The following is a 14,219-nucleotide window of genomic DNA, read 5'->3' as shown; positions in this document are numbered from 1 at the left end:
GATAACAGGAATGACAATGCCAGATACGATTTCATATAAACAACCTGATACCAATGAACCCCATAATCCTTGGCATGATAGACGCTTGGGTGAAGATAAGTTAAGACGCAACGATCATCGCAGCCCTTTTCAACGTGACCGAGCACGAATTTTACATTCAGCTGCATTTAGAAGATTACAAGCAAAAACCCAAGTTCACGGCATCGGCATGAACGACTTTTTCCGAACAAGATTGACTCATTCACTTGAAGTATCGCAAATAGGAACAGGGATCGCTGCGCAACTAAAACGAAAACACCCCCATGTTAACGATTTACTCGATTCAATGAGTTTGATTGAATCCTTGTGTTTAGCCCATGATATTGGCCACCCACCTTTTGGCCACGGTGGAGAAGTCGCGCTCAACTACATGATGCGAAACCATGGAGGCTTTGAAGGAAACGGGCAAACCTTTCGTATCTTGGCAAGGCTTGAGCCCTACACCCAATATTGGGGAATGAACCTATCAAGACGTACGCTGTTAGGGATCCTTAAATACCCTGCTCTATACAGTCAATTACATATAGATCTAGGTACTGAAGAAATTAAAAGCCATCGTCAGCTTAAACCGTCACAATGGCCACCGGTTAAAAGTTTATTCGATGATGATAAAGACATTTATGATTGGGTGTTGGCAGGTTTATCTGTTAAAGACAGAAACCGTTTTGTGAGTTCAAAACCCAGTAAAACCGACACTTACCCGCATAATAGAACTCAATATAAATCATTTGATTGTTCCATCATGGAATTAGCTGATGATATCGCTTACGCAGTACACGATCTAGAAGACGCTATCGTCATGGGAATTGTCTCCCCAGCGCAGTGGCAACAAGACGTCGCAAGTCACTTATCTCAAAGTGAAGATGAATGGCTTAGCAACGAATTTAAAACGATAGCAGACAAGCTATTTTCACCGCATCATCACTTAAGAAAAGATGCCATTGGTACGTTAGTGAATGGTTTTGTAACTGATATCATTGTTGTCGAAGATACTCAATTTGAAGAACCTTTATTGAGATACAATGCCAAACTTCAGCCAGCATTCGCAGATGCATTAAATACATTAAAACAGTTCGTGTTTAAGTATGTTATCCGTAAACCAGAAATACAAATGCTAGAGTACAAAGGCCAACAAATTGTCATGGAGCTGTTTGAAGCATTTGAATCAGATCCTTTAAGGTTATTGCCACTTAATACCCAGGAGCGTTGGCAACATGCTAAAGATAATAATTTAAATGAAATGCGCGTTATCGCTGATTATATATCCGGTATGACCGATGAATTTGCAGGACGATTACATCAACAACTTTTCGGCCCTAAATCAGCAGGAATTTTTGAAATTAGCCTAGAACGTTGATATTTTTCTGAATACACAACTAAACAGCAAAGATAAAAAAATTAATTTCACTTTTATGATTAGCCTATTCAACCAAGTTAGAAGTTGAATGGGCAGGTCGGACTCTATCCGTGCACACTATCTCTTTCACGCTATTTCTTTCACACGACCTTTTGCACACTTCCTCTTGCTCAATATCTTCTACTCACTATGCCAAACTTTCATTCTTAATGTTTGAGCCTTATTTATAAAGAAACTTATACTTATACTGAAGCTTAAACAAACAATTTGGACAATGCTAAAAGCTCTTATCTAATAGCTCTTATCTAATAACCCTTATCTAACAGCCCTTATCTAATAGCCTTCATGTAGACTTCAACTTTCAGTTGATTTGACTGTCATTAATCTTTAAACAACAACGTTTAGGTTTACTATGTGACCTAGCCTTTATTTACAAACCAAACAACGTAATAAAATTACCAATAAGCATCATTTTGTGGGTTTGATCACGATAACTATGCCCCTAAAGAGGTAATTTTATAACAAGGATTAAGAATTCTTAACTATAAACAAAATGATTTAAAGATATTTGAGAGTCGTTACCTAAAACTGTTTAGTTAACTATTTTTAAAGGAAGTGATTATGACTGTCACCAACACTGAGCAACTTAACCAGTTAGTGGACCGCGTATCAAAAGCGCAAAAAGAGTTTGCTAATTTCAGCCAAGAACAGGTTGATAAAATCTTTAGAGCGGCAGCCCTCGCTGCAACTGATGCGCGTATTTCATTAGCCAAAATGGCAGCCAATGAAACCAATATGGGTTTGTTAGAAGACAAAGTAATTAAAAACCACTTTGCATCAGAGTATATTTATAACAAATATAAAGATGATAAAACCTGTGGCATCATTGCTGAAGATGTGACGTTCGGCACCATTACAATTGCCGAGCCTGTAGGCATTATTTGCGGCATCGTACCAACTACCAACCCAACATCTACTGCAATCTTTAAAGCATTAATCAGCCTTAAAACACGTAACGGGATCATCTTCTCACCTCACCCTCGTGCAAAAGAGTCGACGACTACTGCAGCAAGAATCGTGCTTGAAGCTGCTATTGAAGCAGGTGCACCCAAAGACATTATCGGTTGGATTGATGAACCATCAGTGGCTTTATCAAATCAATTAATGACCCACGAGCAAATCAATTTAATTCTCGCGACTGGCGGCCCTGGTATGGTGAAAGCGGCTTATTCATCAGGAAAACCAGCCATTGGAGTTGGCGCTGGTAATACCCCTATCGTTATTGATGAAACAGCCGATATTAAGCGCGCAGTTAGCTCAATTTTAATGTCTAAAACCTTTGATTACGGCGTGGTTTGTGCGTCAGAGCAAGCTGTTGTAGTCGTTGATAGTATTTATGAGCAAGTAAAAGAAAGATTCGCCAGCCACGGCGGTTATATCTTGTCCGTTGCCGAAACAAAAGCGATGCAAGATGTGATCCTGAAAAATGGCAATTTAAATGCAGATATTGTCGGTCAAAGTGCATCAACCATTGCAGATATGGCGGGCATAGATGTGCCAAGCTGGACCAAAGTACTTATCGGTGAAGTGACTGACATTAGTGATGCCGAAGCTTTTGCCCATGAAAAACTATCGCCTCTTTTAGGTATGTATCGCGCAACTGACTTTAATGATGCAATGGATAAAGCTGAAGCTTTAGTCACCCTAGGTGGTATTGGCCACACATCAGGTTTGTATACAGACCAAGACGGTCAAACCGAGCGTGTTAAAGCCTTTGGCTTTAGAATGAAAACTGCCCGCATTTTAATTAACACACCCGCGTCGCAAGGGGGTATTGGTGATTTATATAACTTTAAGTTAGCACCATCACTGACCTTAGGTTGTGGCTCTTGGGGTGGTAATTCTATCTCTGAAAATGTCGGACCGAGCCATTTAATTAATAAGAAAACCGTCGCTAAAAGGGCTGAGAATATGTTGTGGCATAAACTTCCTTCATCTATTTATTTTCGTCGCGGCAGCTTACCTATTGCACTGGAAGAGCTGGAAACTAAAAAGCGCGCCTTAATCGTTACCGACAAGTTCCTATTTAATAATGGTTATTGTGATGAAACAATTAAAATACTTAAAGCACAGGGTTTAGAAACTGAAGTCTTTTACGAAGTCGAAGCTGATCCAACTTTAGCTATCGTCAAACAAGGCGCTAAAGTCGCACAAAGTTTTCAACCAGATGTGATCATTGCTTTGGGCGGTGGTTCGCCAATGGATGCTGCCAAAATCATTTGGGTATTATACGAGCATCCAGATGTAGATTTTGCCGATTTAGCACTGCGCTTTATGGACATTCGTAAACGTATTTACAAATTCCCTAAGTTAGGTGTAAAAGCGCAAATGGTCGCGATACCAACTACGTCAGGAACAGGCTCTGAAGTAACTCCATTTGCGGTAGTCACAGATGAAGTTTCTGGTATGAAATACCCTATTGCCGATTATCAACTCACGCCTAACATTGCTATTGTCGATCCAAATTTAGTCATGGATATGCCAAAATCACTCACAGCATTTGGTGGTATCGATGCAGTGACACACGCACTTGAAGCTTATGTCAGTGTGATGGCTAATGAGTTTAGTGACGGGCAAGCTTTGCAGGCACTAGACTTACTGGTTGAATATTTACCAGCAGCATATGAACAAGGTGCAAATGCGCCAGTGGCACGTGAAAAAGTCCACAATGGCGCAACGATTGCCGGTATTGCATTTGCAAATGCATTCCTTGGAATTTGTCACTCTATGGCACATAAACTAGGGGCTGAATTCCACCTAGCCCATGGTTTAGCAAACGCATTATTGATCAGTAATGTTATTAGATTTAACGCCACAGATATGCCAACAAAACAAGCATCATTTAGCCAATACGATCGCCCTAAAGCACTTTGTCGTTATGCGACCATAGCTGAACATTTAAAAATTGAAGGCGTCGACACTGCTGATACTGACAGTGAAAAAGTTGAGTTATTAATTGCTAAAATTGATCAATTAAAGTCTGTAGTGGGCATTCCAGCCTCTATTCAAGAAGCGGGTGTAAATGAGGCTGATTTCTTAGCAAAATTAGATGAATTAGCAGAACATGCTTTTGATGACCAATGTACTGGTGCTAACCCACGTTACCCATTAATCAAAGAGCTAAAACAGATTTTACTCGATAGCTTTTACGGTACAGAGTATCAAGATAAACAGGCATAGTCATAGTCAAAGTACTCAGTCTGAATAGATTCTGTTTTACTATTCAGCTTTCAATAATGAAGCGCTAATCAATTGATTGGCGTTTTTCATTTTTGACAGTTAATTTAATTAATCTAATCAATCACTGTTTATTGTTAATCCATTGCTGTTTTCTTGCCCTTCTGATTAACTAGTCAGCTAACACAACAATCATGTGGGTCTGAATGGAACGTCGTTTACTTCTAAAATCTGTATTAACTGGTAGCGCTATATTAACGGTTGCAGGCGCAACCACTTGGATTGCCATAGATACCGAAGAAGGTCCGTTAACTATTGAGTATACGTTGAAGCGCATTGCTGAAATGAAAAAGAATTTACTGAATTTACAGACAAACGATTCAAAAATTTTAACGACTGGTAATTGGGAACTTAGCCAGATTTTAAATCATTGTGCTCAAAGTGTTGAATACTCTATCACCGGATACCCAGAGCATAAATCTGAGTTATTCAAAAACACCCTCGGTAGCTTCGCGTTTTCAGCATTTGCCGCAAAAGGGAAAATGACTCATAACCTGAGCGAAGCAATACCAGGCGCACCACTACTCACCCCTAAAGATATTGATGTGGCTTTAAATCGTCTGCAACTGTCATTAACTGATTTCCAGCAACACGCAGGTAAGCTGCAACCACACTTCGCTTATGGCGAATTAACGAAATCAGAATATGAATTAGCACATGTGATGCACTTTAATAACCATTTAAGTTAAATAACACGTCAAATCATATCGTTGTTAACTCGTAAATAAAATCATCAGGTTTATCAAGATTCATATGAATTGAGCAAATATACCCTATAGGCGTTTTTAGCTTTATACAAATATTACAATTTTGTCCATAACTAATCTTTTTAACTTTATTTGATTGGGGTTTAGTCATAAAAGCTCGGGATACACTATTTACCAAAGTTAATGGTATGGTTGTAGGATTTTATAAACCATAACGTATGTAAATGTTATCTTTATCAAAAGACACGGTTCTAAAAGATACAGCTTTATATTCTGCTATGTAAAACATTATGATTGAAATGATGCTCAAACCAAAAACAAACATTAATGTAAAGCCAAATGTGTCATGAAGAACGTATAGGGTAAATGGAGATAAAATGATTAGCAAAAAAATATTTTTAATTATCATTTTTTTTGCAACTGCTTTAGAAAAATGTGAATATTTATTCTTTATTAACTCATAATGATAATAATCTGACGTATTCAGATACATCAGAACTCGTAGCTGTATTTGGATAAAATTTGAAAAACAACCATTTAATCCTGAACTCGTAACTATTTTTTGAATTGTTTCATCAACACCAACAAAATCCATATATATTAACCGCCTATACAAAACAAGGACAATTATAAAATCAGTTACCACATACAGTACTAAAGCGAATTCTAGTAAAAAAAATCCAAAATCAGATTTAATATCAACTAACGAAATTGTAAAACAAAACAACAGAAAAAAGTTAGCCAACGACATTATTTTATTCATTTAACTACCCATACATTACTTTATTTGCACTTGACAGTTGTATAGTAATTTACACGAAGATTATTGCAGTAGTGTGAATTTGTCTTTCGGTCATGTAACTAATTAGTTCTCGCCAGAATTGAGTGAGCTTTAATTAAAAGTTATAAATTAATCAGACTAATCGCTTTAATGAACTTATGTGGTTCATTTACACCAAGATAAATGGCATCAATACCGTTGACAGGATATGTGAGTAAAATACGGACATTAGGTACACCACTGAAATTGTAACGCTTAATATGTTCACTTCGAGCAATCACATCGTGATTGATATTAATTGAGGTGATGTTAGACAGACTAATCGTAAATTGGTTAAACACCCCATAACGCACATATAATGTTTGTTGGTCAATGCTGATAGGACGACGTGACATCGCGCGATACTCTGCAATGAAAAAAGCCAAACTAAAACAGGTTAAACCAGTAATGATGTTTGCAGCAAAAGGTGACCATATAAAATGAATCAGTAAATGCATTAAGGGGATTTCAAAAGCAATCATTAACATAAAACCAAGTGCATTCGATTGATTAGCATCCTTAAGGTGATAATAAAAATGTTGCTCCCCTTTATAGCTACTTGGTTTAATAAAACGACTGCAAAAAACAAAACTCCATACTCGCGTTTCAAGCATTAGCACACTGGCCAGTATGCCATTGCCTACAAGGTTTATAATTGAATTTTCAATAGCTATATCAGGATCTTCACCGCTTTTTACGGCTTGCCTAATAGCAAGTATTACGCACAAAATAGCACTTAACTCTATGATAAAAAATCCCGTAATTAGTACATAGCGTAAATCTGTTAAGTGTAGCCATAAGACTTGATTTTCAGCTGGAATAACATAACTACCGAGAGCGACAAACAGCGCAAAGTAACTTAATGACTTGAGCAAGGCTAACTTATTGGATTTTACACACACAAAACAAATTAATGGCATTGTCACCATCATATCAATCAGTAAAAGCCATTCACTTTTTACTCTGCCAAAATCGTTTAGCCACATATCATGGGTATAAAAATACCACCAAGCTATCGACATGAAAACGAAGCAAACAAAAGGAAGCTTTAGTATTAACTTGTGCATTGTCATGGTGGATATATTCCTTTATAAACACATTATTTAGTATTGTTACCATTAGTCATTAATAGCTGAATTAATTACTCTCGCCTTAGATAAATAAAACAATCCGTGGCTTGTTTAACATCATCAACCAGATAATCTTTAGTATGTTTTTCAACAAGCTCAAAACCTTGCGCTTGGCATAGTTTAATCACATCTTCAGATTGAAAGTAGTGCATATGCACGCGGTCACCAACTGCTGATTCTTGGGTGACGGAATTCTGATAATCATCTTCCATAAAGCTAATAAACAATAAACTGTTGGCAGCTAATACATTAGCTAAATCAGTAATAAATTGTGTTAACTCGAGTTGGTCTAAATAAGGGATACAAAACGCACATATAGCAATATTAAATGTATCAGCTGAAGATTGAGGGCGTAAATCATTCAAGTCACGCATATCTCTAACATGATAATGACATTGCGGATTGTTTTGCTTAGCAAGTTTAATCATCGATGGTGCAAGGTCAAAACCGGCAATATCAATATTAAGTTTTTCGTTATCTGTGGAGCGCCAGTTCAATAAGTATTGGCTAACATTACCAGGGCCGCAACCGACCTCTAGTATGGTTGATCTATGCAATGTTTGTTCTTCAAAGATTAGTCCACATAACTTATCAAAACTGTCGCTATATAAATCACAGTCCATGTATTTATCTTGATATTTTTGGGCCATTTTATTAAAAGTTGAGACAGTCTCATTGACCTTATCCATATAATTATTCAGTCCATTTAGTCAGCTTACAGAAACAAAAATATTCAATTCCCAGTGGGTAAAAGATTAACCAATATTACAATTTTTGGATATAAAAAAACCACCCTAAGGTGGTTTTTACAATCATTGCGTATCTAGAACTAAACTAGTGCTAGTGCAATAATTAAAGTGCGCTAATCGCGTCTTTACATAACTGAGTAATACGTTCCCAGTCACCCTGCTCCATTGCATCAGTTGGCGCAATCCAGCTTCCACCAATACAATCAACGTTTGGCAGGGCCAAGTAATTTTTGTAACTCGATGGTGTAATACCACCCGTTGGACAAAAACGAATATTAGCTAAAGGCCCCGAGAAAGCTTTAAGCGCATTCACGCCGCCAGACGCTTCTGCAGGGAAGAATTTAAAGTGGGTATAACCCAGCTCCATTCCAACCATAACTTCAGAAATACTCGCAACACCAGGAATTAAAGGCACATTACCTTTTTTCGCAGCTTCAAGTAATCCTTTTGTAGCACCAGGGGTAATGATAAATTGTGAACCTGCATCAATGGCTTGCTGAAGATGAAGTTCATTTAAAATTGTACCTGCACCCACAATCGCTTCTGGTACTTCTTTAGCAATTAATTCAATTGCTTCTAAAGCACACTCTGTGCGTAAAGTAATCTCTAAAACACTTATGCCACCCGCAACCAATGCTTTCGCTAACGGTACAGCATGCTCAATTTTATTGATAACCATTACAGGAACAATCGGACTGCGTTTAAAAATTTCTTGCGGCTGTATTGTCCAGTTATTCTCAAGCATTCGTTAATCTTCCTTAAAATTAGTAAATTTCGTCAATGGCACTGGTACTGCGAGCGCCTGTTTCAGGACTGCTTAAACTATTTCGAAGTGCACCAAATAGTTCGCGTCCCATGCCATAACTTGAATGATGTAAATCCACTTTACCGGCAACACGTGCAGCTAAGGTTGCTTCATCCACAAGTAAACTTAATTCGCCAGTTTCGGCATTAACACGGATTAAATCGCCATCTTCTACTTTGGCAATCATTCCACCATCTAACGCTTCTGGCGTTAAATGAATTGCAGCAGGTACTTTACCCGAAGCACCAGACATACGTCCGTCGGTGACTAATGCAACTTTAAATCCTTTGTCTTGGAGCGTTCCAAGGTACGGCGTGAGTTTATGTAATTCAGGCATACCATTAGCTTTAGGTCCTTGTCCTTTAACAACAACGACACAATCTCTGTCTAATTCACCCGCTTGGAAAATGGCATCAAGTTTGTTTTGATCGTCAATAACAACGGCAGGACCTTCAACAATACGGTTACCGTTAGGTACTGCAGAGACTTTAATCACAGCACGGCCTAAATTACCTTTAACCAATTTTAAACCACCATTATTTTGGAATGGTGTAGCAACATTGGTTAAAACTTCTTTGTCTAGACTTTCAATCGGTCCATCTACCCAGGTTAGCTTGCCATCAAGAATACGTGGTTCTTGAGTGTATTTACGTAGTCCGAAACCTGCGACGGTATTAACATCTTCGTGAATAAGGCCTGCATCCAGTAATTCTTTAACTAAAAATGCCATTCCGCCTGCAGCGTGGAAATGGTTAATATCTGCATGACCATTCGGATACACTTTCGCCATTAGTGGCACACAATCTGATAAATCAGAAAAGTCATCCCAGTTAACAATGATGCCAGCTGCACGAGCGGCGGCAACAATATGCATTGTTAGGTTAGTTGACCCACCTGTTGCAAGAATGCCGACAATACCGTTAACCACTGATTTCTCATTAACGACTTCGCCAATTGGTGTGTATTGGGTGCCCATTTCGGTTAAACGACACACTTGCTTGGCAGCCATAGCGGTTAATTCATCACGTAATGGATCGTCTGGATTCACAAAAGATGACCCAGGAAGCTGCAGCCCCATGATTTCAAGCATTAACTGGTTTGAGTTTGCAGTACCGTAGAAAGTACAAGTCCCCGCACTGTGGTAAGAGCTTGATTCAGCTTCAAGCAATGCTGCGCGATCAACTTTACCTTGGGCAAATTGCTGACGTACTCGTGCTTTTTCTTTATTTGGAATACCCGACTTCATTGGCCCAGCTGGAACAAACATCATAGGCAAATGACCAAAGCTCAGTGCGCCAATCAATAAACCAGGTACGATTTTGTCACAAATACCCAGCAGTAATGCACCGTCGAACATATTGTGAGAAAGACCCACTGCAGTTGACATAGCAATGACTTCACGGCTAAGTAAGCTGAGTTCCATGCCAGGCTGACCTTGAGTCACACCATCACACATTGCAGGAACACCTGCTGCAACTTGTGCAACACTACCGACTTCTTGACACGCTTTCTTTAAAAAATCTGGATAAGTCTCATATGGTTGATGTGCAGAAAGCATGTCATTAAACGCAGTAACAATACCAATATTGGCTTTTGTTAATTGACGCAATGATTCTTTATCTGCAGGCTGACAAGCAGCAAAACCATGAGCTAAATTACCGCAGCTTAATGCACTGCGATGAACACCTTTGGCACTGGCATCATTTAATGCCGCTAAATATTTTTTACGAGAATCTTTGCTGCGTTCGATAATTCTATCGGTTACAGCTTGAACTACTGAGTGCATAATGGACTCCTTTAAGCGCTATAGAACACATCAACGGGCGTCTTGCGCTGCGCTAATACTGCTCTGATAGGCATTTCGTTCACATCGTCATTTTCTAACGCTTGGCGATATACGGATAATTTTGACTCACCTACAAGGTGAAGATAGATTTGACGGCTGTTTAAGATTGCACCTTTAGATAAAGTAATACGTGAATGTGGCGCTGTCGTTGGATTAACCGCTGCACACAAAGACTCGGTGGTAAATGCATTATCTAATTCAGCGCTGCACGGGAACCAAGAACAGGTGTGTCCATCTGTTCCCATACCTAAAACAACAACATCAAAAGGTTTAGGGAAATTAGCTAATGACTCAATGGTCATATCACAGCCTTTCTCTGGGCTATCAAACATGTTTTTTAAACCGCGAAATTTTGCATTTGCTGCACGATTTTGTAATAGATGTTCACGGACTAAACGCTCATTTGAGTCATTGGCTTCAGCATCAACCCAACGTTCGTCAGCCAATGTAATGTATACATCGGCCCAATCAATGGCTTTATTACTGAGTAATTTGAATAATTTCAATGGTGTTGAGCCACCAGAAACAACTAAGCTAGCTTTACCTCGGCTATCAACTGCGTCTTGTAATTGGCTAGCAATTTTATCAGCAAGCTTTGCTTCTAAATCGCTAGGTGTATCAAATGATTTAAATACAGATTCTTTTATCATCATCAATCCTTACTCGTCCCAAGAACGGCCGTCTTTAGTAATAAGAGCAACTGAAGCAACTGGGCCCCAAGTGCCTGCAGGGTAAGGCTTTGGCTTTTCGCCGCCGTTTTCCCAAGAATTCATGATGCCGTCAACCCAAGTCCATGCTTCTTCAACTTCATCACGACGAACGAATAAGGCTTGGTTACCAATCATGGCTTCTAATAACAAACGTTCATAAGCATCTGCAATGCGTTCGTTTTTGAAAGTATCGGTGAAACTTAAATCAAGCTTGGTAGTTTGAATGCGCTGTTTCTCTTCCAAACCAGGCACTTTATTCATCATTTGAATTTCAACGCCTTCATGAGGCTGTAGACGAATCGTTAATTTATTTGGAGGCAAATTACGCATGCTGTCGCGATACAAGTTCAACGGTGGATTTTTAAAGTAAACCACAATCTCAGAACTCTTAAATGGCATACGCTTACCACTACGTAAGTAGAAAGGTACGCCTGCCCAACGCCAGTTATCAATATCAACACGCAGTGCTACAAAAGTTTCAGTGCTTGATTTAACGTTTGCACCTTCTTCTTCAAGGTAACCAGGTACTGGGCTGCCTTTTAAGAAACCAGCGGTGTATTGACCGCGCACAGTATTCTCAAAAACGTTATATGGTGTGATTGGACGCAATGATTTAAGGACTTTTACCTTTTCATCACGAATGCTGTCAGCATCAAGATTAACTGGAGGATCCATTGCAACAAGGGTTAACACTTGTAATAAATGGTTTTGGATCATGTCACGCATTTGACCTGCAGTATCAAAATATCCCCAGCGGCCTTCAATACCCACTTCTTCAGCGACAGTGATTTGTACATGATCAATGGTTCGGTTATCCCACTTCGATGCAAATAAAGAATTTGCAAAACGAAGTGCTATCAGATTTTGTACTGTTTCTTTACCTAAGTAATGGTCAATACGGTAAACCTGATTTTCCTTGAAATACTCAGATACTTTATTATTGATAACTTTTGAAGACTCAAGACAAGTACCAATTGGCTTTTCCAGCACGATACGCGTATCAGAGTGAATAAGATTTTGTTCATTAAGACAACGACAGATATCGCCGAAGATAGAAGGAGGTGTTGCAAAATAACTTACCATGACACGCTTAGTAGGCTCTAATAAGTCATGGAATGCTTTATAGCCTTCAGCTTCTGTAAAGTTAGTGCCGATGTAATGGCAACGAGCAATAAATCTTTCTAGGGTTTCTTCACACAATTCGTCTTTAACAAATGTGTTTAACGCTTTATGTACTAAGGCGACAAACTCTTCATGAGTGAAGGCATCTTTAGCGACACCAATCACTTTCGTATCTTTATCTAGCAGGTTTGCTTTATCTAATTGATAAAGTGAAGGCAGTAATTTACGTCTCGCGAGATCGCCCTTCGTACCAAAAAGTACAAAATCGCAAGCCTTAGCCCCTGATGATGAGTTACTCATTGCTTTACATACTCCTTTATATTGTGTGCTCATTGGCTATTATTTTGTGCTGCCGATGATTTAAAACACACTTTTGTTGTAATATAACAACAGAATTAGATTTGTGCATCTATAATTTGAAAATATTCGTTTGTCTTGTATCTAGCCTTTTTAACATAAAACCTGATAGTATTTTGGTGATTAAATTACTCTACTATCTCTTTATAGTTACAGAATAACTCAGTAAACTGACTACATAACGTTTATAGAAGTACGAAAATTACTTCATTTACTATTAAAATGTAATTTATGATATAAAATTACATCATCCATTTTAGCGGACAATTGCTTATGAATACCCTTGAAAAGGTGCAAAAGAGCCTTACACAATTTAGTAAGTCAGAGCGTAAAGTGGCAGAAGTTATCTTATCTTCTCCACAAACAGCTATCCACTCTAGTATAGCTACGCTTGCGAAAATGGCTGACGTCAGTGAGCCAACGGTGAATCGCTTTTGTCGCCGTCTAGATACTAAAGGCTTTCCTGATTTTAAATTACATCTAGCGCAAAGTCTTGCTAACGGCACGCCTTATGTTAGCCGTCATGTCGAAGAAGATGATTCTCCAGAATCATATACAACAAAAATCTTCGAATCTTCAATGGCATCCCTTGATACAGCACGTCAAAGCCTAGATGTAGTAGCAGTTAATAAAGCAGTCGATATCCTGACTCAAGCTAAAACTATCTCATTTTTCGGCCTAGGTGCTTCATCTTCTGTTGCGCACGATGCGCAAAATAAATTCTTCCGCTTTAATGTTCCAGTTATATGCTTTGATGATGTACTGATGCAACGAATGAGCTGCATTGGCTGTGATGAAGGTGATGTGGTTGTACTAATTTCACATACTGGACGTACCAAATCATTAATTGAAATAGCCCGTATTGCACGTGAGAACGGCGCTGCCGTGATTGGTATTACTGCACGTAATTCCCCTCTTTCACACGAATGTACTCTACCAGTGACGATGGAAGTGCCAGAAGATACAGATATGTATTTGCCTATGGCATCTCGTTTAGCACAGCTCGTCACAATTGATGTTCTGGCAACCGGGTTTACCCTTCGCAGAGGCCCACGTTTTCGAGATAATTTGAAGCGTGTTAAGGAAGTTTTAAAAGAATCACGAGTTAATAAAGATCTTACTATTTAAATATTTCCTTTAAATGACAAGACTGAAAAGCCGAACAGTATTAACTGTTCGGCCTTTTTTTTGTCTAAAGATCGATTATGTCACAAAAATAAAACACAAAAACCGTTCTTTTTGTTTGTAACTTTCCTACATAATGCCAAAATCTCTGTTAA

At 38.7% G+C, this 14,219-nt stretch carries 11 protein-coding genes; 4 read left to right on the top strand and 7 right to left on the bottom strand.

Features of this window, described 5'->3' with window-relative positions; genetic code table 11:
• Positions 1 to 16: 16 nt before the first annotated feature.
• The 3 genes from BCU84_RS06350 (at position 17) to BCU84_RS06340 (ending at position 5,382) form a co-directional block, all read left to right on the top strand.
• The gene (locus BCU84_RS06350) at positions 17 to 1,396 is read left to right on the top strand and encodes an anti-phage deoxyguanosine triphosphatase (protein ID WP_102527244.1); all 1,380 of its coding nucleotides are present in this window, start codon (positions 17 to 19) and stop codon (positions 1,394 to 1,396) included.
• 621 nt (positions 1,397 to 2,017) lie between these two features.
• Entirely contained in the window at positions 2,018 to 4,636 is a 2,619-nt protein-coding gene (gene adhE, locus BCU84_RS06345; protein WP_102527243.1) for a bifunctional acetaldehyde-CoA/alcohol dehydrogenase, read from the top strand.
• A 203-nt stretch (positions 4,637 to 4,839) separates the two neighbouring features.
• A complete protein-coding gene (locus tag BCU84_RS06340) occupies positions 4,840 to 5,382 on the top strand; it encodes a DUF1569 domain-containing protein (protein WP_102527242.1) in 543 nt (180 codons plus the stop codon).
• A 220-nt stretch (positions 5,383 to 5,602) separates the two neighbouring features.
• Here the strand turns inward: BCU84_RS06340 and BCU84_RS06335 are convergent, their stop codons facing one another.
• The 7 genes from BCU84_RS06335 to zwf form a co-directional block, all read right to left on the bottom strand.
• Complete coding sequence (locus tag BCU84_RS06335; RefSeq protein ID WP_102527241.1) at positions 5,603 to 6,163, bottom strand: hypothetical protein; 561 nt, start codon at positions 6,161 to 6,163, stop codon at positions 5,603 to 5,605.
• Positions 6,164 to 6,303: 140 nt separating this feature from the next.
• Positions 6,304 to 7,293, bottom strand: a complete 990-nt coding sequence (locus BCU84_RS06330) for a hypothetical protein (RefSeq protein ID WP_102527240.1) — start codon at positions 7,291 to 7,293, stop codon at positions 6,304 to 6,306.
• A 68-nt stretch (positions 7,294 to 7,361) separates the two neighbouring features.
• Positions 7,362 to 8,039 (bottom strand): class I SAM-dependent methyltransferase, encoded by a 678-nt coding sequence (locus tag BCU84_RS06325; protein ID WP_102527239.1) that lies wholly within the window; start codon positions 8,037 to 8,039, stop codon positions 7,362 to 7,364.
• A gap of 163 nt (positions 8,040 to 8,202) precedes the next feature.
• Positions 8,203 to 8,844: a bifunctional 4-hydroxy-2-oxoglutarate aldolase/2-dehydro-3-deoxy-phosphogluconate aldolase gene (locus BCU84_RS06320; protein ID WP_102527238.1), complete on the bottom strand. Its 642-nt coding sequence runs from the start codon at positions 8,842 to 8,844 to the stop codon at positions 8,203 to 8,205.
• 19 nt (positions 8,845 to 8,863) lie between these two features.
• Positions 8,864 to 10,690 carry a phosphogluconate dehydratase gene (edd, locus tag BCU84_RS06315; RefSeq protein WP_102527237.1) on the bottom strand — a complete coding sequence of 609 codons (1,827 nt, stop codon included), beginning with the start codon at positions 10,688 to 10,690 and terminating at the stop codon, positions 8,864 to 8,866.
• Positions 10,691 to 10,701: 11 nt separating this feature from the next.
• Positions 10,702 to 11,400 carry a 6-phosphogluconolactonase gene (gene pgl / locus BCU84_RS06310; protein ID WP_102527236.1) on the bottom strand — a complete coding sequence of 233 codons (699 nt, stop codon included), beginning with the start codon at positions 11,398 to 11,400 and terminating at the stop codon, positions 10,702 to 10,704.
• Positions 11,401 to 11,409: 9 nt separating this feature from the next.
• Positions 11,410 to 12,882, bottom strand: a complete 1,473-nt coding sequence (zwf, locus tag BCU84_RS06305; RefSeq protein WP_102527235.1) for a glucose-6-phosphate dehydrogenase — start codon at positions 12,880 to 12,882, stop codon at positions 11,410 to 11,412.
• 330 nt (positions 12,883 to 13,212) lie between these two features.
• Here zwf and BCU84_RS06300 point away from each other — a divergent pair, with 330 nt between their 5' ends.
• The gene (locus BCU84_RS06300; RefSeq protein WP_076541003.1) at positions 13,213 to 14,067 is read left to right on the top strand and encodes a MurR/RpiR family transcriptional regulator; all 855 of its coding nucleotides are present in this window, start codon (positions 13,213 to 13,215) and stop codon (positions 14,065 to 14,067) included.
• The last annotated feature ends 152 nt before the right edge of the window (positions 14,068 to 14,219 follow it).

The sequence above is a fragment of the Shewanella sp. 10N.286.51.B7 genome, assembly GCF_002873615.1.
Classification (GTDB): Bacteria; Pseudomonadota; Gammaproteobacteria; order Enterobacterales; family Shewanellaceae; genus Shewanella; species Shewanella electrodiphila.
Note: the sequence above shows the minus strand (reverse complement) of the source record. Positions and strands in the feature narration are given on the sequence as shown.